The organism is Pseudomonas sp. FH1 (genome assembly GCF_000510895.2).
Classification (GTDB): domain Bacteria; phylum Pseudomonadota; class Gammaproteobacteria; order Pseudomonadales; family Pseudomonadaceae; genus Aquipseudomonas; species Aquipseudomonas azotoformans_A.
The window spans coordinates 1-14,116 of sequence record NZ_AOHM01000126.1 but is presented as its reverse complement, the minus strand read 5'-3'; the positions used below and the strand labels follow the sequence as shown (position 1 = coordinate 14,116).

Sequence of the window (14,116 nt, the reverse complement as noted above, 5' to 3'; positions counted from 1 at the left end):
GTGAGGTATAGCCATGTGTGGACTCTGCGGCTTGCTCGGCGAAGACTTGCACTGGAGCGATCCTTTGGGCGACGAACTGCCCCGACGCCGCGAACGCCTGCGCCGAATCGCCGCCATCAATCAGGTGCTGGCGGTGTTCCGGCTTAAGGTCGAAGATTTCCAGGGGGCGTCGTATCTGCTGCTGGGCGCTACCGGCAAGCAGGAATTGGCTAGCGGTCTGGATCAACTCTGGCAGGCGGCTGAGACGATGCTCGGCCGTTCGCTGGATCCCCTTGACCCACGCTTGCTGGATCATCTGGAGTCATCCGTATGAGCATCGCCCTTAATGTCATCACCGGCTTCCTCGGCAGCGGCAAGACCACCTTGCTCAAGCGTCTGCTGCAAGGCGAGAGCCTGGGCGACACGGCGCTGCTGATCAACGAATTCGGCGATGTCGGCATCGACCATCTGCTGGTGGAAGAAGTCGCGCCGGACACCGTACTGCTGCCCAGCGGCTGCGTGTGTTGTTCGATCCGAGGCGAGCTGAAGGACGCGCTGCTCGGCCTGCTGCAACGCCGCGAGCGTGGTGAAATCCCGGCGTTCAAGCGCGTCATTCTGGAGACCACCGGCCTGGCCGACCCGGCGCCGATTCTTGCCACCCTGAACAACGACGTGCAACTGCGCGGGCGTTTCCATATTGGCTTGGTGATCACCCTGGTCGATGCCAGCCACGCCGACCTGCAAGAACGCCTGCACCCGGAATGGCTGGCGCAGGTGGCGGCGGCGGATCGCCTGCTGTTGAGCAAGACCGACCTGGCCGGCGATTGCACGGCGTTATGCGCTCACTTGCAGGCGCTGAATGCCGGTACGCCGATCCTCGATACCCACGACATCCACAGCGGCGATCAACTGTTGCTCGGCGAAGGCCTGCGCAGCGCCGAACCCGCCGTGGAAGTCAGTCGCTGGCAACTGCATCGCACCACCACCGCTACCCACGGCGCCGCCCAAGTGTGCAGCCTGACCTTCGACCAGCCGCTGGACTGGGTGGGTTTCGGGGTGTGGTTGTCGATGCTGTTAAGATGCCACGGCGAACGAATCCTTCGTGTCAAAGGGCTGCTCAACGTGAACGCCAGTAACGCTCCCATCGTCATTCATGGTGTGCAGCATTGCCTGCATGCGCCGGTTCATTTGTCTGCATGGCCGGGCACCGATCGGCAGTCGCGTCTGGTGTTTATCCTGCGTGGCCTAGACCCCGAACTGTTGCGACGCTCCTTCAACGTGTTCTCGCGGCGGTTCGCGGCATGATCACTCTGCGCGTCCTCGGCACCTCCGTCACCCTGCTTGAATGCCTGCGCGTCCGTGCGGAACAGGAACTGGGTATTCGCCTGGTCTACCAAGTGCACGATGTCGAGCAGGCCCAGCGCATCGCGGTGATGCAACCCGAGAGCTACGACCTCTACGACCAATGGTTCCACAACGTCGACTTCGTGTGGCCGGCTCGGGCCATCCAGCCTATCGACACCCGGCGCATTGCGCTGTGGCACGAGATTAATGACCTGCCCAAGCGTGGGCGCCTATCACCGGATGACCGACTGGGCAGCGGCAGCGTGCCCAGCGAACGGTTGTTCGTGCAGCACGACGGCAGCCTCGGCAGCACGGTCACCGAGCGCATCAGCATGTTGCCCCTGACCCACAACGCCGATAGTTTCGCCTACCGCCCCGAACGCTTGCCCGAAGGCTTTTGCCACGGTAATGAAAGCTGGGGCTGGCTGCTCGATCCTGCTTGGCGTGCACGCACGGCTTTGCAAAGTGATGCCGCCATCGGCGCGCTGGATGCTGCATTGGCGGTGCAGGGTGCGGGGCTGGCCAGTTTCAGGGACATCGGCAATATGAGCATCGAGGAGATCGACGTGCTCGCCGATATCCTGGTGCGCAAGCAGAGGGAGGGGCACTTTGCGGCGTTCTGGTCTGATGATGAAGAGGCGGCGCAATTGATGCTCAGCCCGAGTATCGATATCCAGAGCCTGTGGTCGCCGACCTTGATGCGCCTTCATCGCGCGGGTGTGAAATACCGCTTGGCGGTGCCGCGTGAAGGCTATCGCGCGTGGTTTGGTGGGTTGTCGTTGTCGCGACATGCGAAGGGGCCGGTGTTGGATGCGGCTTATGCGTATTTGAATTGGTGGTTGTCGGGGTGGCCTGGGGCGGTGATGGCGCGCCAGGGGTATTACATTGGCAATCCGGCGCGGAGTCGGGATCACTTGAGCAGTGCGGAGTGGGATTACTGGTATGCCGGCAAGCCTGCTCGGGAGGAGTTGCTCGGGAGTGATGGGTTGCCGTTGATTGATGTGGGTGAGGTGCGGGATGGGGGGTCTTATGAGGCGCGTATGGGGCACATTGCGGTGTGGAATTCGGTGATGGATGAGCATAATTATCTGGTGCGCAGGTGGGGGGATTTTATGCGGGCTCGGTGTGTTTGATTGATTGAGTACATATCCGTTTCTTCGGTAACGGCGGATATTGGTTCCGCTCTTACAGCGGGTCACTTTTGGAAAAGAGCCCGGAATGCCGGCCCAGCCAAAAGTAACCAAAAGGGCTCTTGCCCCAACACTCGGCACCTCGCCTAGGCTCGGTGTGCCCGTAATCCGACAGGGATTTGGGGGGCCGCCGCCACGCGCCATCCATGGCGCGGGGCGGCTAAACCGGCATCCCTGCCGGTTTACCCCCCAAATCCCTGCCGAATTCCGGCCAGCGTGTTTGACGGGGCGCCTAAGATCAAAATCAAGATCTAAAGCAAAGCCAGAGCCAGAGCAGAGTGATATCTACCTGATATAGGAGATCTAAATTGTGGGAGCGGGCTTGCTCGCGAAAGCGGTGGATCAGTCAAAGATGTAATAGCTGACACCCCGCCTTCGCGAGCAAGCCCGCTCCCACATTTGGACCGAGACCGGCTTCCAGAAACCGGTCGGCTACCAGGCCGCCGCGCTTTCGCTTTTGATTTTGATCTTAGGCGCCCCGTCAAACACGCTGGCCGAACGCAGGCTTGAATCCGTGGGTAACCCGGCAGGACGCCGGGTTAGCCGCGCTGGGCCAAGGATGGCCCATCGCGGCGGCCCACGCTCCAAAGCCGGAGTGAGGGCACACCGAGCCTAAGCGAGGTGCCGAGTGTTGGGGCAAGAGCGTTTTGGTTACTTTGCCGCTTTTGCAAAGTGACCCGCCGTAAGGGCGGAACCCATATCAGCCGTTACCCAAATAACGGATATGTACTCAACTCAATCCCCCTCCCAGCCAACCCATTGTCGCCAAAAAACCGCCACCAAACTCCCCGCTTTTATTGGGTGCACTTAACCCAAGTCCCAGCTAATCTCCTAAGACCTAATATTCAATCCAAATGGATATTTTTTTGACGCCAGGTCAGCAGTCGCAAGGAATGCACATGACAAAGGGACGTAATGGCAGAGAGAGGCGAACGCTGCCAGAGGGCACTGCAATGAGGTGGCGCCACACGTTCCAAACCCGCATCGCCGGGGTGCTGGCGCTGTTATTGCTGGTGGTGGTCGGCGCCACCTATTTCGCCGTCAAGACCGCCACCACCCGCGCCGTGGAAAACCAGGCGCAAGTCCAGTTGCAAACCGGCAGCCAAGTGTTCGAGCGCCTGATCGACCTGCGCGGTCGGCGCCTGCAATACGGGCTCGACTGGCTGACCGTCGACCTCCCGTTCAAACAAGCTGTGGCCGAAGGCAAGACTGTGCCGATTCTGGCTGCATTGCGTCGCCACGGCACGGGCATCCGTTCCAGCGAGGTCTTCGTACTGGACCTGGACGGCAAGGTCATGGTCAGCACCTTGCCCATCCTCACGCGCGGCCAGCTTTTCCCCTATGACAACGCCCTGCGCCATGCCCGGCGCACGGGCCTGCAGATGCTGATCGTGGCCTTGGACGGACGGCCGTATCTGTTGGTGCAGGATGAAGTGCTCGACGAGTTGCCCATCGCACGCATCGTCATGGGCTTTCCCATGGACAAGCTGTTCGCCAATGAGCTGCGTTCCATGAGCAATCTGGAGGTGTCGTTCCTCAGCGTGCAAAACGGCATCCCCGGCCCGCTGTACAGCACGCAGCCGGATGCTTACCAGGCCGCCACTCTCAGCCTGTTGCGCGAGGGGCATGTCGACCCCGAGCCGAAAATCCACTTGTTCTATGGCCAGCGGGTACTCAGCCAGGTGCTGCCGCTGGCCAACACCGACGATGGCGATGAAGTGCGCGTGCTGCTGCAAAGCCCACTCGACCATGCCCTGGAATCCTTTGCGCCGCTGGACCGGCAGTTCCTCGGGATTGCCCTGGCAGTGCTGCTGGTGTCGTTGGCCGGCGCGCTGTTTCTGGCGCGACGGGTATCGCGCCCGCTCAATGCCCTGGTGCAGGCGGCCGAGCGTATCGGTGCCGGTGATTACCGCACACCGGTGCGAGTACGCAGTCACGATGAATTCGGCTTGCTGGCCCGCGCCTTCAATGCCATGCAAAGCGGCATTGCCGTGCGTGAGCGGCAGTTGGCGCATAACGCCCTGCACGATCCATTGACCGGTTTGCCCAACCGCGCCCTGGCCATGGAGCGCCTGGGCAGTGCGATCAGTGCGCGACGGCCGGTGGTGTTGCTGTACGTCGGCATCGAAAATTACCGGGTGATCAACGAAGGTTTCGGCCCTGAAGGCGTTGAAGAGATGCTGCGCGAAGCCAGTCGCTGCCTGTCCATGAGCCTGTTGGCCAGCGATACGGCGGCGCGTATCGCTGGCAGTGAGTTCCTGCTGCTACTGGAAAACACTGAGGTTGATCGCGCCGTGGCCCGCGCCGACCGTCTCTACGCGCTGCTCACCGAGCCGCAGCGCATCGGCCATGACGAGCTGCGCCACGAAGTGAGCATCGGCATCGCCGCCTACCCGGCCGACGGCCAGCAAGTGGAAGAGTTGATCAGCCGCGCCGCCATCGCCCGGCATGACGCGGCCAGCCTGCCGGGGCATTTGCAGATCTACCAGCAGGACCGCGACCTGGCCCACCAACGTCAGATCACCCTGATTCGTGACCTGCGTCGAGCGGCCATCGAGGGTGAGTTGTTCCTGTGTTACCAGCCCAAACTCGACCTCAAGCATGGCCACGTACGCCAGGCCGAAGCCTTGTTGCGCTGGCAGCACCCGACCCTCGGCCAGGTGTCTCCGGCAGAGTTCATCCCCTTGGCCGAACGCACCGGCAGCATGGGCAGCCTGACCCTGTGGGTGATTGAAGAAGCCATCCGCCAGATCGCCGAGTGGTCGCAGCGCGGCATGCTGATCCAGCTGTCGGTGAATATCTCGGTGGATGATTTGGCTGATGATGACCTGGCGATTCGTGTCACTGCGCTGTTGATGCAATATCAGGTGGACGCCGAGCAACTGATTTTCGAGATCACCGAAAGCGCGATCATGCACAACCCACAACAGGCCCTCAGTGTGTTGGAGCAGTTGCGCGGCTGCGGCATCAGTTTGTCGGTGGATGACTTCGGCACCGGCTATTCATCGCTCGCGCAATTGCAGCGCCTGCCGGTGCAGGAGTTGAAGATCGACCAATCCTTCATACGCAACCTCGACAGCACCAGTGGCGACGGGGTGATCGTGCGCTCCACCATCGAGATGAGCCATAACCTTGGGCTCAAGGTCGTCGCCGAGGGCGTGGAATTCGCCCCCAGCCTGAAGCTGCTCAAACAGTGGAATTGCGACACTGCCCAGGGCTACCTGATCAGTCGGCCCTTGAATGCCATGGCGTTCGAGATGTGGATGCGTCGCGAACGGGTGCCGATCTAGATAAGCCCTTCCCATCGACTACAGATTTTCAAGACGGGGTCGATAACCTCTACAGAGCCTGACCGGTTGCATAGGTTTTTGCCGACCGGCGGTCATGTATTGATGCATGTCCAGTGATGGCAATTGGCCTTATTTGCGTCATCATGCTCGCAGTTCAATGCTGTTGTGCCAAGGCTGGCCGCTCTTTTAGCCCTTTTCTGCGGATCGACCATGGCTCGGACTTTCTCTCTGTTATCCCTTGCTGCGCTGTTGCTGGCGGCGGCCGGCCTTGTGCCTGCGGCGACACTTGAGGTGTTGGCTTACCAGGCCGATGGCCGCCCGGTGACCGATGCGGTGGTGACCGTGCGGGGCCCGGTTGGTGCGCCCGAGGGTGTGCTCAAGGCGGATATGGACCAGCGCGGCCAACGCTTCGCGCCCCATGTGTTGGCGGTGCATACCGGCACGCAGGTGCGCTTCCCCAATAGCGACAATATTCGTCATCAGGTCTATTCGTTTTCCACCGCCAAGCGCTTTGAGCTGCGGCTATACGAGGGCACGCCATCCGACCCGCTGCTGTTCGACAAGCCCGGGGTCGTGGTGTTGGGCTGCAATATCCATGATTGGATGCTCGGCTATATCTACGTGACCGATGATCCACGCTTCGGTGTCAGCGATGCCGAGGGACGCGTGCGCCTGGAGCAACTGCCGGCCGGTGACTACCACCTGACCCTGTGGCACCCGCAGTTGGCGGGTATGCAACCGCTGGACGGCGGTACCTTGAAAATCCCCGCTGCGGGCCTGAGCCATCGGGTTTCAATGAGCCTGGAGCCTGCGTCCGCGGATCTGCCGCCGACGCCCAGCGCCTTTGGTGATGCCTTCAATCGAGCCGTCCGTGAAACTGCGCAGTAGTTTCCAGGCGCGTGTCGCCAGTGTGCTGATCCTGCTGTCGCTGGTGGTGATCGGCGCGCTGTACTTCAGCGTCAAGGTGGCGACCCGCTCGGCGGTACACGGCCAGGCCCTGTCCCAGTTGGAAGTGGGCACGCGGGTGTTCGAGCGCTTGCTCGATGTTCGTGGTCGGCGCCTGGCTGACGGCGTTCAGCTGTTGGCCGCCGACTTCGGTTTTCGCGATGCGGTCGCCAGTGGAGATTCGGCGACGATGCGCTCGGTGCTGCTCAACCACGGCAAGCGCATCAACGCCAGCGACATGATCCTGCTGGGCATGGACGGCAAAGTCCTGGCCAGCACCCTGGAGGAAGTCCCGGAGGGCTCGACCTTTCGTTACGACCAGGCCTTGCGCGAAGCACGACGCAATCGCCAGGCGATGTTGATGGTGCCGTTGCAAGGCGAGCCGCATCTGTTGGTGGAGGCTTCGGTGCTGGCGCCATTGCCGATTGCGCGGGTGGTGATGGGTTTCAGCATGGACGCAGCGTTTGCCGATGAGCTGCGTTCGTTGAGCAACCTGGAAGTCTCGTTCCTGGCGATTGACCATGACCGCCCTGGCGAGTTGGTCAGCACCCAGCCACAGGTGCTGCGCGAGAGCATCAGCGTATTGATGCAAGGCGACTCGACGCGCCGTGGCGTGTCGACCACCGATCATCTTGAACACAGCTTTCTCAGCCAGTCGTTGGTCCTGGCCAGCGATGAAAACGGCAAAGTCCTGGCCTTGCTGCAAAGTCCGCTGGACGCGGCGATGCAGGCGTTTGTGCCGCTGGATGAAAAGATCCTCGGGATAGCCTTGGTCGCGCTGATAGCGTCTCTGGTCGGTGCCTTGCTGCTGGCCCGTACGGTGTCGCGCCCGGTGCAGGCGCTGGCGCTGGCGGCCGAGCGAATCCGCAGCGGCGACTACCAGACCCCGGTCGTGCTGGCGCGCAGTGATGAACTGGGGCGCCTGGCGCTGGCGGTCAACACCATGCAAAGCGGGATTGCCGAGCGTGAACAACAGCTGGCGCACAACGCCCTGCATGATCGTCTCACCGGCCTGCCAAATCGTGCGCTGGCGATGGAGCGCCTGGGCAGTGCGATTGCCCTGCAACGACCGATGGCGCTGATTTACCTGGGCATCGACAACCTGCGCGCCGCCAGCGAAGCCGCCGGCCCCGAAGCCGTGGACCAATTGCTGTTGACGGTGAGCCAGCGCCTGCAGGCGGCGCTGCGCCCCGGCGACACCTTGGCACACCTGATCGCCGATGAGTTCCTGCTGCTGCTGGAAGGCGCGGGCAGTGACGAGGCGGTGGGCATGGCTGACAAACTTCAGCAACTGTTGCTGCGTCCCCAGCGCATCAATGGCCATGACCTGGCGTTGGATTGCCGCCTGGGCATCGCGGCCTACCCGGCCGATGGCGAAAGTCCCCAAACCTTGCTGGAACGCGCGGCCATCGCCATGAAAGACGCCGCGCAAATGCCGGGGCGCTTGCAGATCTACGAGCAGGGCCGCGACTTGGCACACCGCCGCCAGATCACTCTGATCCGCGACCTGCGCCACGCGCCTAACCAGGGCCAACTGCTGCTGCACTACCAGCCCAAACTGGATATTCGCCAGGGCCACGTGCGCCAGGCCGAAGCCCTGTTGCGCTGGCAACACCCGCAATTTGGCATGGTCTCGCCCGCGGAATTCATCCCCTTGGCCGAACGCTCGGGCAGCATCCAGTTGCTGACCCAATGGGTGATCGAAGAGGGCATTCGCCAGTTGTGCGAATGGAACCGGCGTGGCCTGTCGCTACAGTTGTCGCTGAACATCTCGGCCGACGATCTGCTCGGCGATGAACTGGCCCACCGCGTGTCGGCGTTGTTGCGTCGCTACGGCTTGCCAGCGGAACAGCTGTTGTTCGAAATCACTGAAAGCGCGGTGATGCGCGAGCCGGAAAAAGCCCTCAAGGTACTCAACTTGCTGCGCGACTGCGGTATCGGCCTGTCGGTGGACGACTTCGGCACCGGTTATTCGTCATTGGCCCACCTCAAGCGCTTGCCGGTGCAAGAGTTGAAGATCGACCAATCCTTTGTGCGCAACCTCGATGAAACCAGTGAAGACGCGGTGATCGTGCGCTCCACCATCGAGATGAGCCACAACCTGGGCCTCAAGGTGGTCGCCGAGGGCGTTGAGTACGCCCACAGCCTGCGCTTGCTGGAGCGTTGGCAGTGCGACACGGCCCAGGGTTACCTGATCAGTCGGCCTTTGAGTGCCGACGCCTTCGAAGCCTGGGTGGCCTTGCCCCTCAGTGCGCAAACTTCCCTGGTTCATTGAGTGGCATGACGGTGCGTGTTTCTTTTCTGATCGGTTGCCTTGGTGTACTGACCCTGCAAACGGCGTGGGCCGATAACGGCCGTCTGATTGCCACGGGTGGCGCCAGCAGCATTGAAGGTACGGCGGGCGGCGGGATCACGCCGTGGGCGGTGCTGGCCGGTTATGGCGAACAGCACGAGTGGGGTGCCACGGCGTTCGCCACCACGGTCAACCTGCCGGACTATCGGCTGGACGTGGCCGGGTTGGCGCTGGCGTATGACAACCGCGTCGAAGTGTCTTTCGCCCGCCAGCGTTTCGACCTCGGCACGCTGGTGCACACGCTCAATCTGCCCGAAGACAACCTCGGCCAGGACGTGCTGGGCCTCAAGGTGCGACTGTTTGGCGACGTGATCTACGACGATTTGCCCCAAGTGTCCCTGGGCTTGGAATACAAGCACCAGACCAACTTCGACATCCCGAAGTTGGTGGGCGCCAAGCGTGACAGCGACGTCGAAGGCTACCTCGCCGCCAGTCGCTTGTTCATGGGCGCCGCGTTTGGCTACAACGTGCTGGTCAACGGCAGCCTGCGCTACAGCCGGGCGAATGAAATCGGTTTGCTTGGCTTTGGCGGCGACCGCCGCGACAGCCGCAGCCTGCTCAAGGAAGGCTCGCTGGCGCTGCTGCTCAACCCGCGCTGGGCGGTGGGCGTGGAGTACCGCGAGAAGCCCGACAACCTGTCGTTTGCCGGCGAAAGTGACTGGGCGGATGTGTTCGTCGGCTACTTTCCCAACAAGCATGTGTCGTTTGTATTGGCCTACGCACGCCTCGGCGAAATCGCCACGCTGGCTAATCAGAACGGCACTTATCTGTCTGTGCAGGGGAGTTTCTGATGCGCTGGTTACCGCTGGTTCTCGTCGTGTGCCTCAGCGCCTGCGCGCAACAACCACCGAAGGATGACAGCCTGTACCGCGACCTTGGCGCCATGCCCGGCATCACGCGGATTGTCGAAGGTCTGCTGCTGAACATCGCCCGGGATGAACGCATCGTCGAGCGGTTTCGTCGCATTGATATCCAGCGTTTGCGCAACAAGTTGATCGAACAGTTTTGTGTGGAGGCGGGCGGGCCGTGCACCTATACCGGGGATAGCATGGCGGAGAGTCATAAGGGGCAAAATGTGAGCCGCAGTGATTTTAATGCGTTGGTGGAGGATTTGATCAAGGCGATGGATCAGGAAGGCATCTCGGTGCCGGTACAGAACCGCCTGATTGCGCGGTTGGCGGTGATGCGCGGCGAAGTGATCGAACACTGACGGCTGATCGTTCCCACGCTCCGCGTGGGAACGCAGCCCCGGACGCTCCGCGTCCCGAAGCGTGACGCGGAGCGTCACAAGTGGCATTCCCACGCAGAGCGTGGGAACGATCAAATCAAGGCAATGGATCAAGAGGGCATCGCGGTGCCGGTACAGAACCGCCTGATTGCGCGGTTGGCGCTGATGCGCGGCGAAGTGATCGAACACTGACGGCTGATCGTTCCCACGCTCCGCGTGGGAATGCAGCCCCGGACGCTCCGCGTCCCGAAGCGTGACGCGGAGCGTCATAAGCGGCATTCCCACGCAGAGCGTGGGAACGATCAATGGGGGCGATCAAACACTGACCCCCCCCCCGGACGATGATGTTCAAATGTGGGAGCAGGCAAGTCAGTTTCCACATTTGACCTGTGTTGTATATGAAAAATACGGCTTATTTGAAGCCTGTTACTTGGTTCATATCGTAAGTTGTAGAAGCACTTTGCCACAAAACCACAAAGGTTTTTGTGTTCATATCATAGCTTTTCAACGTTCCAGTTTTAGTTTCTTCAGCGCCGTTACTGTTGACATAAGAAAAAGTCATTCCTTTGTTCAGGCGCTTCGCGAACTCTTTTTCCACGTCTGCATCAGAAACAGTGTTATTCTTACTACCAGTCATAAGTCACCTCATCGCAATGTTCGTTAAGTTTTAGAACGGTATTAAAAACTTCTACCCCAGGGCTCTTGTCGCTATGAAATTATGTGGGGGGTACCTGCTTTTGGTTACTGTTATAAATCACAGTTTTTTAGAGTTTTTTGCAATATAAGTTATTACAGCGAGCGTTTAAATGTGGGAGCTGGCTTGCCTGCGATAGCGGTGTGTCAGTGAAAGCTGTTCTGGCTGATACACCGCTATCGCAGGCAAGCCAGCTCCCACATTCTGATCGGTGTTGTAAATGAAAAAGGCGGCGACCCTCAACAGGTCGCCGCCTTTTTTTACCGCCAGTGAAGCTTAATCCGGCAGTTTAAACGCCATCACATAGTCACCCTGCTTGGTACCCAGGGAACCATGACCACCCGCCATGACCAGCACGTATTGCTTGCCGTCTTTACCGGTGTAGGTCATCGGGGTGGTTTGCGCGCCGGCTGGCAGGCGGCCTTCCCACAGTTGCTTGCCGTTTTTCACGTCATAGGCACGCAGGTACTGGTCGAGCGTACCGCTGAGGAACGCCACGCCACCGGCGGTGGTGAAGGTGCCGCCCAGGCTAGGCACGCCCATGGTCAACGGGATCGGAACCGGCGCGCTGTCACGCACGGTGCCGTTCTTGTGCATCCAGATGGTTTTATGGGTGGTCAGGTCGACCGCCGCCACGTAACCCCACGCCGGTGCCTGGCACGGCAGGCCCATTGGCGACAGCATGGCTTCGAGGATCACACCGTACGGCGCGCCTTTGTTCGGCTGCACGCCTTCGGTTTCGCTGACGCGTGGACCTTGCTTGGCAATATCGGCGGCCGGGATCAGCTTGGATTTGAACGCCATGTAGCTCGGGTTCACGAACGCGATCTGGCGCACCGGGTCGACGGAAATGCCACCCCAGTCGAACACGCCGAAGTTACCTGGGTAAACGATCGAACCTTGCAGCGAAGGTGGCGTGAAGGCCCCGTCGTAGCGCATGGATTTGAAATCGATGCGGCACAGCAGTTGGTCGAACGGCGTCACGCCCCACATGTCACGCTCTTTGAGCGGCGGTGGCATGAAGTTCAGGTCGGACTTCGGTTGGGTCGGCGAGGTGTGATCGCCAGCCACTGCGCCTTGCGGTACAGCGACTTCGTGGATCGGCACCACAGGCTGGCCGGTCGCACGGTCCAGCACGTAGATGCTGCCTTGCTTGGTCGACGCCATCACCGCCTGCTTCACGCCGGCTTCGGTCTTGATGTCGATCAGCGACGGCTGGCCGCCCACGTCCATGTCCCACAGGTCATGGTGAGTGAACTGGAAGGTCCACTTCACGTGGCCGCTGTCGATGTCCAGGGCGGTCAGGCCGGCGCTGTATTTTTCCGAGTCTTCGGTACGGTCGCCGCCGTATTGGTCGGGCATCTGGTTGCCCATCGGCAGGTAGAGCATGCCGAGTTTTTCATCCACGGCGAACATGGACCACATGTTCGGCGAGTTGCGGGTGTAGGTCTTGCCTTCGGCCAACGGGGTGGTGTCGTCCGGGTTGCCGCTGTCCCAGTTCCACACCAGCTTGCCGGTGTGCACGTCGAACGCGCGGATCACGCCGCTCGGCTCGTCGGTGGAGACGTTGTCGGTGACGTGGCCGCCGATCACGACCAGGTTTTTGGTCACGGCCGGTGGGGAGGTGGAGTAGTAACCGCCTGGGGCGAAACCACCAATGTTGGCTCGCAGGTCGACCTGGCCTTTGTCACCGAAGTCTTCGCACATCTTGCCGGTGTCGGCGTTGAGGGCGATCAGACGGGTGTCGGCGGTCGGCACGAAGATGCGTTTCGGGCAGGCATTCGGTGCGGCAGCCGGGCTGGCGCTGCCGGTCGGGCTCTGCTCGGAAGCGTAGGCCGCGTCATCGTGATACGACACGCCACGGCAGGTCATGTGGGCCCAGCCCTTGAAGTTCTCGGCGCCCATGCTGCTGATCTTAGGATCGAAGCGCCAGATTTCCTTGCCGGTGTCCGGGTCCAGCGCAATCACCTGGCTATGCGGCGTACACACGTAGAGCATGCCGTTGACTTTCAGCGGGGTGTTTTCTGCGGTGGTCTCGCCTGGATCGTTCGGGCCAGGGATGTCACCGGTGCGATACGTCCACGCCGGCACCAGCTTATGGGCGTTTTCCGGAGTGATCTGCGCCAGTGGCGAGTAGCGGTCGCCATAGGCCGAACGGCCGTAGGAGTTCCAGTCGCCATCGGCCTGGGACGGTGCAGCGCTGGCCATGCCAGGGACTGCGTCGCGGTCGAGTTGGCCGGTCTTGACCATTTCACCGGGGTTGGTGAACTGGCTGGCCAGGGCGGTAGCACCCGCCAGCACCACGGCCACGCTCAGCGCGCCAGTGCCCAGCGGGGCAGGTTGGCCACGTAGCAACGGACGGCGAAACCACGGGAGCAACATAACGATGCCCAGGGCAAACAGCAGCGCCAGGCGCGGCACCAACTGCCACCAATCCAGGCCGACTTCCCACAAGGCCCACACGGTGCTGGCAAACAGCACCAGTGCGTACAGGCCCAGCGCGGCGCGACGGGTGGCCAGCAACAGGATGCCGGTCAGGGTGATGCCGATACCGGCCAGCAGGTAATACAGCGACCCGCCAAGCATCGTCAGCTTGATACCCCCGGCCAGCAAGGCCAGGCCCATGATCAGCAGCAAGACGCCGAGCAGCCTGGGCAGCAGGCGGCTTGGGCTCGAAGCACCATCAGTGCTCATAGTGTGTTTCTCCGTGACGTTGGAATTATGTATCCCCGTGTTTCTTCACTGTAGATGACGATTCGACACGGGCTTGGTTCAGCGTTAATTCGGTTTTTCTGGGGATAAGTGGGGTTATCCACAGACGGGCGATTTATCCCCAGGCGCAGGTCGGTGTAAGACAGCGCTGTCTTGGGCAGAGGGGGAATTCGGCAAGATGGGGTCGACCGCGGAAGTGAAACGTTTCAGTTTGTTGCGGGCAAGGATAAAGGGAGTTGTCTTGGAGAGAAAGGACGAATCGCGATATGCATCATTTCTGAATTGGTAACAGTGACCAAGTGTCGCTGCAAAAGCTGAGCGTGGTAGGGCCTTTGTGGGAGCAACTGTCTTTGAGGATTTATTTTCAAAATAATCCTTTCG

Annotated in this window: 10 protein-coding genes and 1 pseudogene; 9 read left to right on the top strand and 2 right to left on the bottom strand. The window is 61.0% G+C overall.

Translation table 11 applies throughout. The annotated features are described in order from the left end of the window. Positions 1 to 13: 13 nt before the first annotated feature. From H096_RS33675 to H096_RS34640, 9 genes and pseudogenes are all read left to right on the top strand, one after another. Positions 14 to 313 (top strand): hypothetical protein, encoded by a 300-nt coding sequence (locus tag H096_RS33675; RefSeq protein ID WP_082461892.1) that lies wholly within the window; start codon positions 14 to 16, stop codon positions 311 to 313. Then, positions 310 to 1,284 (top strand): GTP-binding protein, encoded by a 975-nt coding sequence (locus H096_RS27265; protein WP_033902432.1) that lies wholly within the window; start codon positions 310 to 312, stop codon positions 1,282 to 1,284. The genes H096_RS33675 and H096_RS27265 overlap by 4 nt, the downstream gene beginning before the upstream one ends. Next, on the top strand, positions 1,281 to 2,456 hold the full coding sequence (locus tag H096_RS27260; RefSeq protein ID WP_033902431.1) for an extracellular solute-binding protein: 1,176 nt from the start codon (positions 1,281 to 1,283) through the stop codon (positions 2,454 to 2,456). Before H096_RS27265 ends, H096_RS27260 begins: the two co-directional genes overlap by 4 nt. Before the next feature lie 1,010 nt (positions 2,457 to 3,466). Beyond that, entirely contained in the window at positions 3,467 to 5,803 is a 2,337-nt protein-coding gene (locus H096_RS27255; RefSeq protein ID WP_033902430.1) for a GGDEF domain-containing phosphodiesterase, read from the top strand. A 210-nt stretch (positions 5,804 to 6,013) separates the two neighbouring features. Beyond that, on the top strand, positions 6,014 to 6,691 hold the full coding sequence (locus H096_RS27250) for a methylamine utilization protein (RefSeq protein ID WP_033902429.1): 678 nt from the start codon (positions 6,014 to 6,016) through the stop codon (positions 6,689 to 6,691). Then, a complete protein-coding gene (locus H096_RS27245) occupies positions 6,675 to 9,023 on the top strand; it encodes an EAL domain-containing protein (protein ID WP_033902428.1) in 2,349 nt (782 codons plus the stop codon). Before H096_RS27250 ends, H096_RS27245 begins: the two co-directional genes overlap by 17 nt. Positions 9,024 to 9,028: 5 nt before the next feature. After that, the gene (locus H096_RS27240; protein WP_033902427.1) at positions 9,029 to 9,892 is read left to right on the top strand and encodes a DUF3034 family protein; all 864 of its coding nucleotides are present in this window, start codon (positions 9,029 to 9,031) and stop codon (positions 9,890 to 9,892) included. Continuing rightward, positions 9,892 to 10,311: a group 1 truncated hemoglobin gene (locus H096_RS27235; protein ID WP_033902426.1), complete on the top strand. Its 420-nt coding sequence runs from the start codon at positions 9,892 to 9,894 to the stop codon at positions 10,309 to 10,311. The genes H096_RS27240 and H096_RS27235 overlap by 1 nt, the downstream gene beginning before the upstream one ends. A gap of 108 nt (positions 10,312 to 10,419) precedes the next feature. Then, positions 10,420 to 10,521 (top strand): annotated as a pseudogene (locus H096_RS34640) (group 1 truncated hemoglobin); the annotation flags it as partial. 220 nt (positions 10,522 to 10,741) lie between these two features. On the opposite strand, the gene H096_RS27230 reads toward H096_RS34640, so the two are convergent. Then, complete coding sequence (locus tag H096_RS27230; RefSeq protein WP_033902425.1) at positions 10,742 to 10,966, bottom strand: hypothetical protein; 225 nt, start codon at positions 10,964 to 10,966, stop codon at positions 10,742 to 10,744. A gap of 333 nt (positions 10,967 to 11,299) precedes the next feature. Beyond that, on the bottom strand, positions 11,300 to 13,717 hold the full coding sequence (locus H096_RS27225) for a glucose/quinate/shikimate family membrane-bound PQQ-dependent dehydrogenase (RefSeq protein WP_033902424.1): 2,418 nt from the start codon (positions 13,715 to 13,717) through the stop codon (positions 11,300 to 11,302). Positions 13,718 to 14,116: the final 399 nt, after the last annotated feature.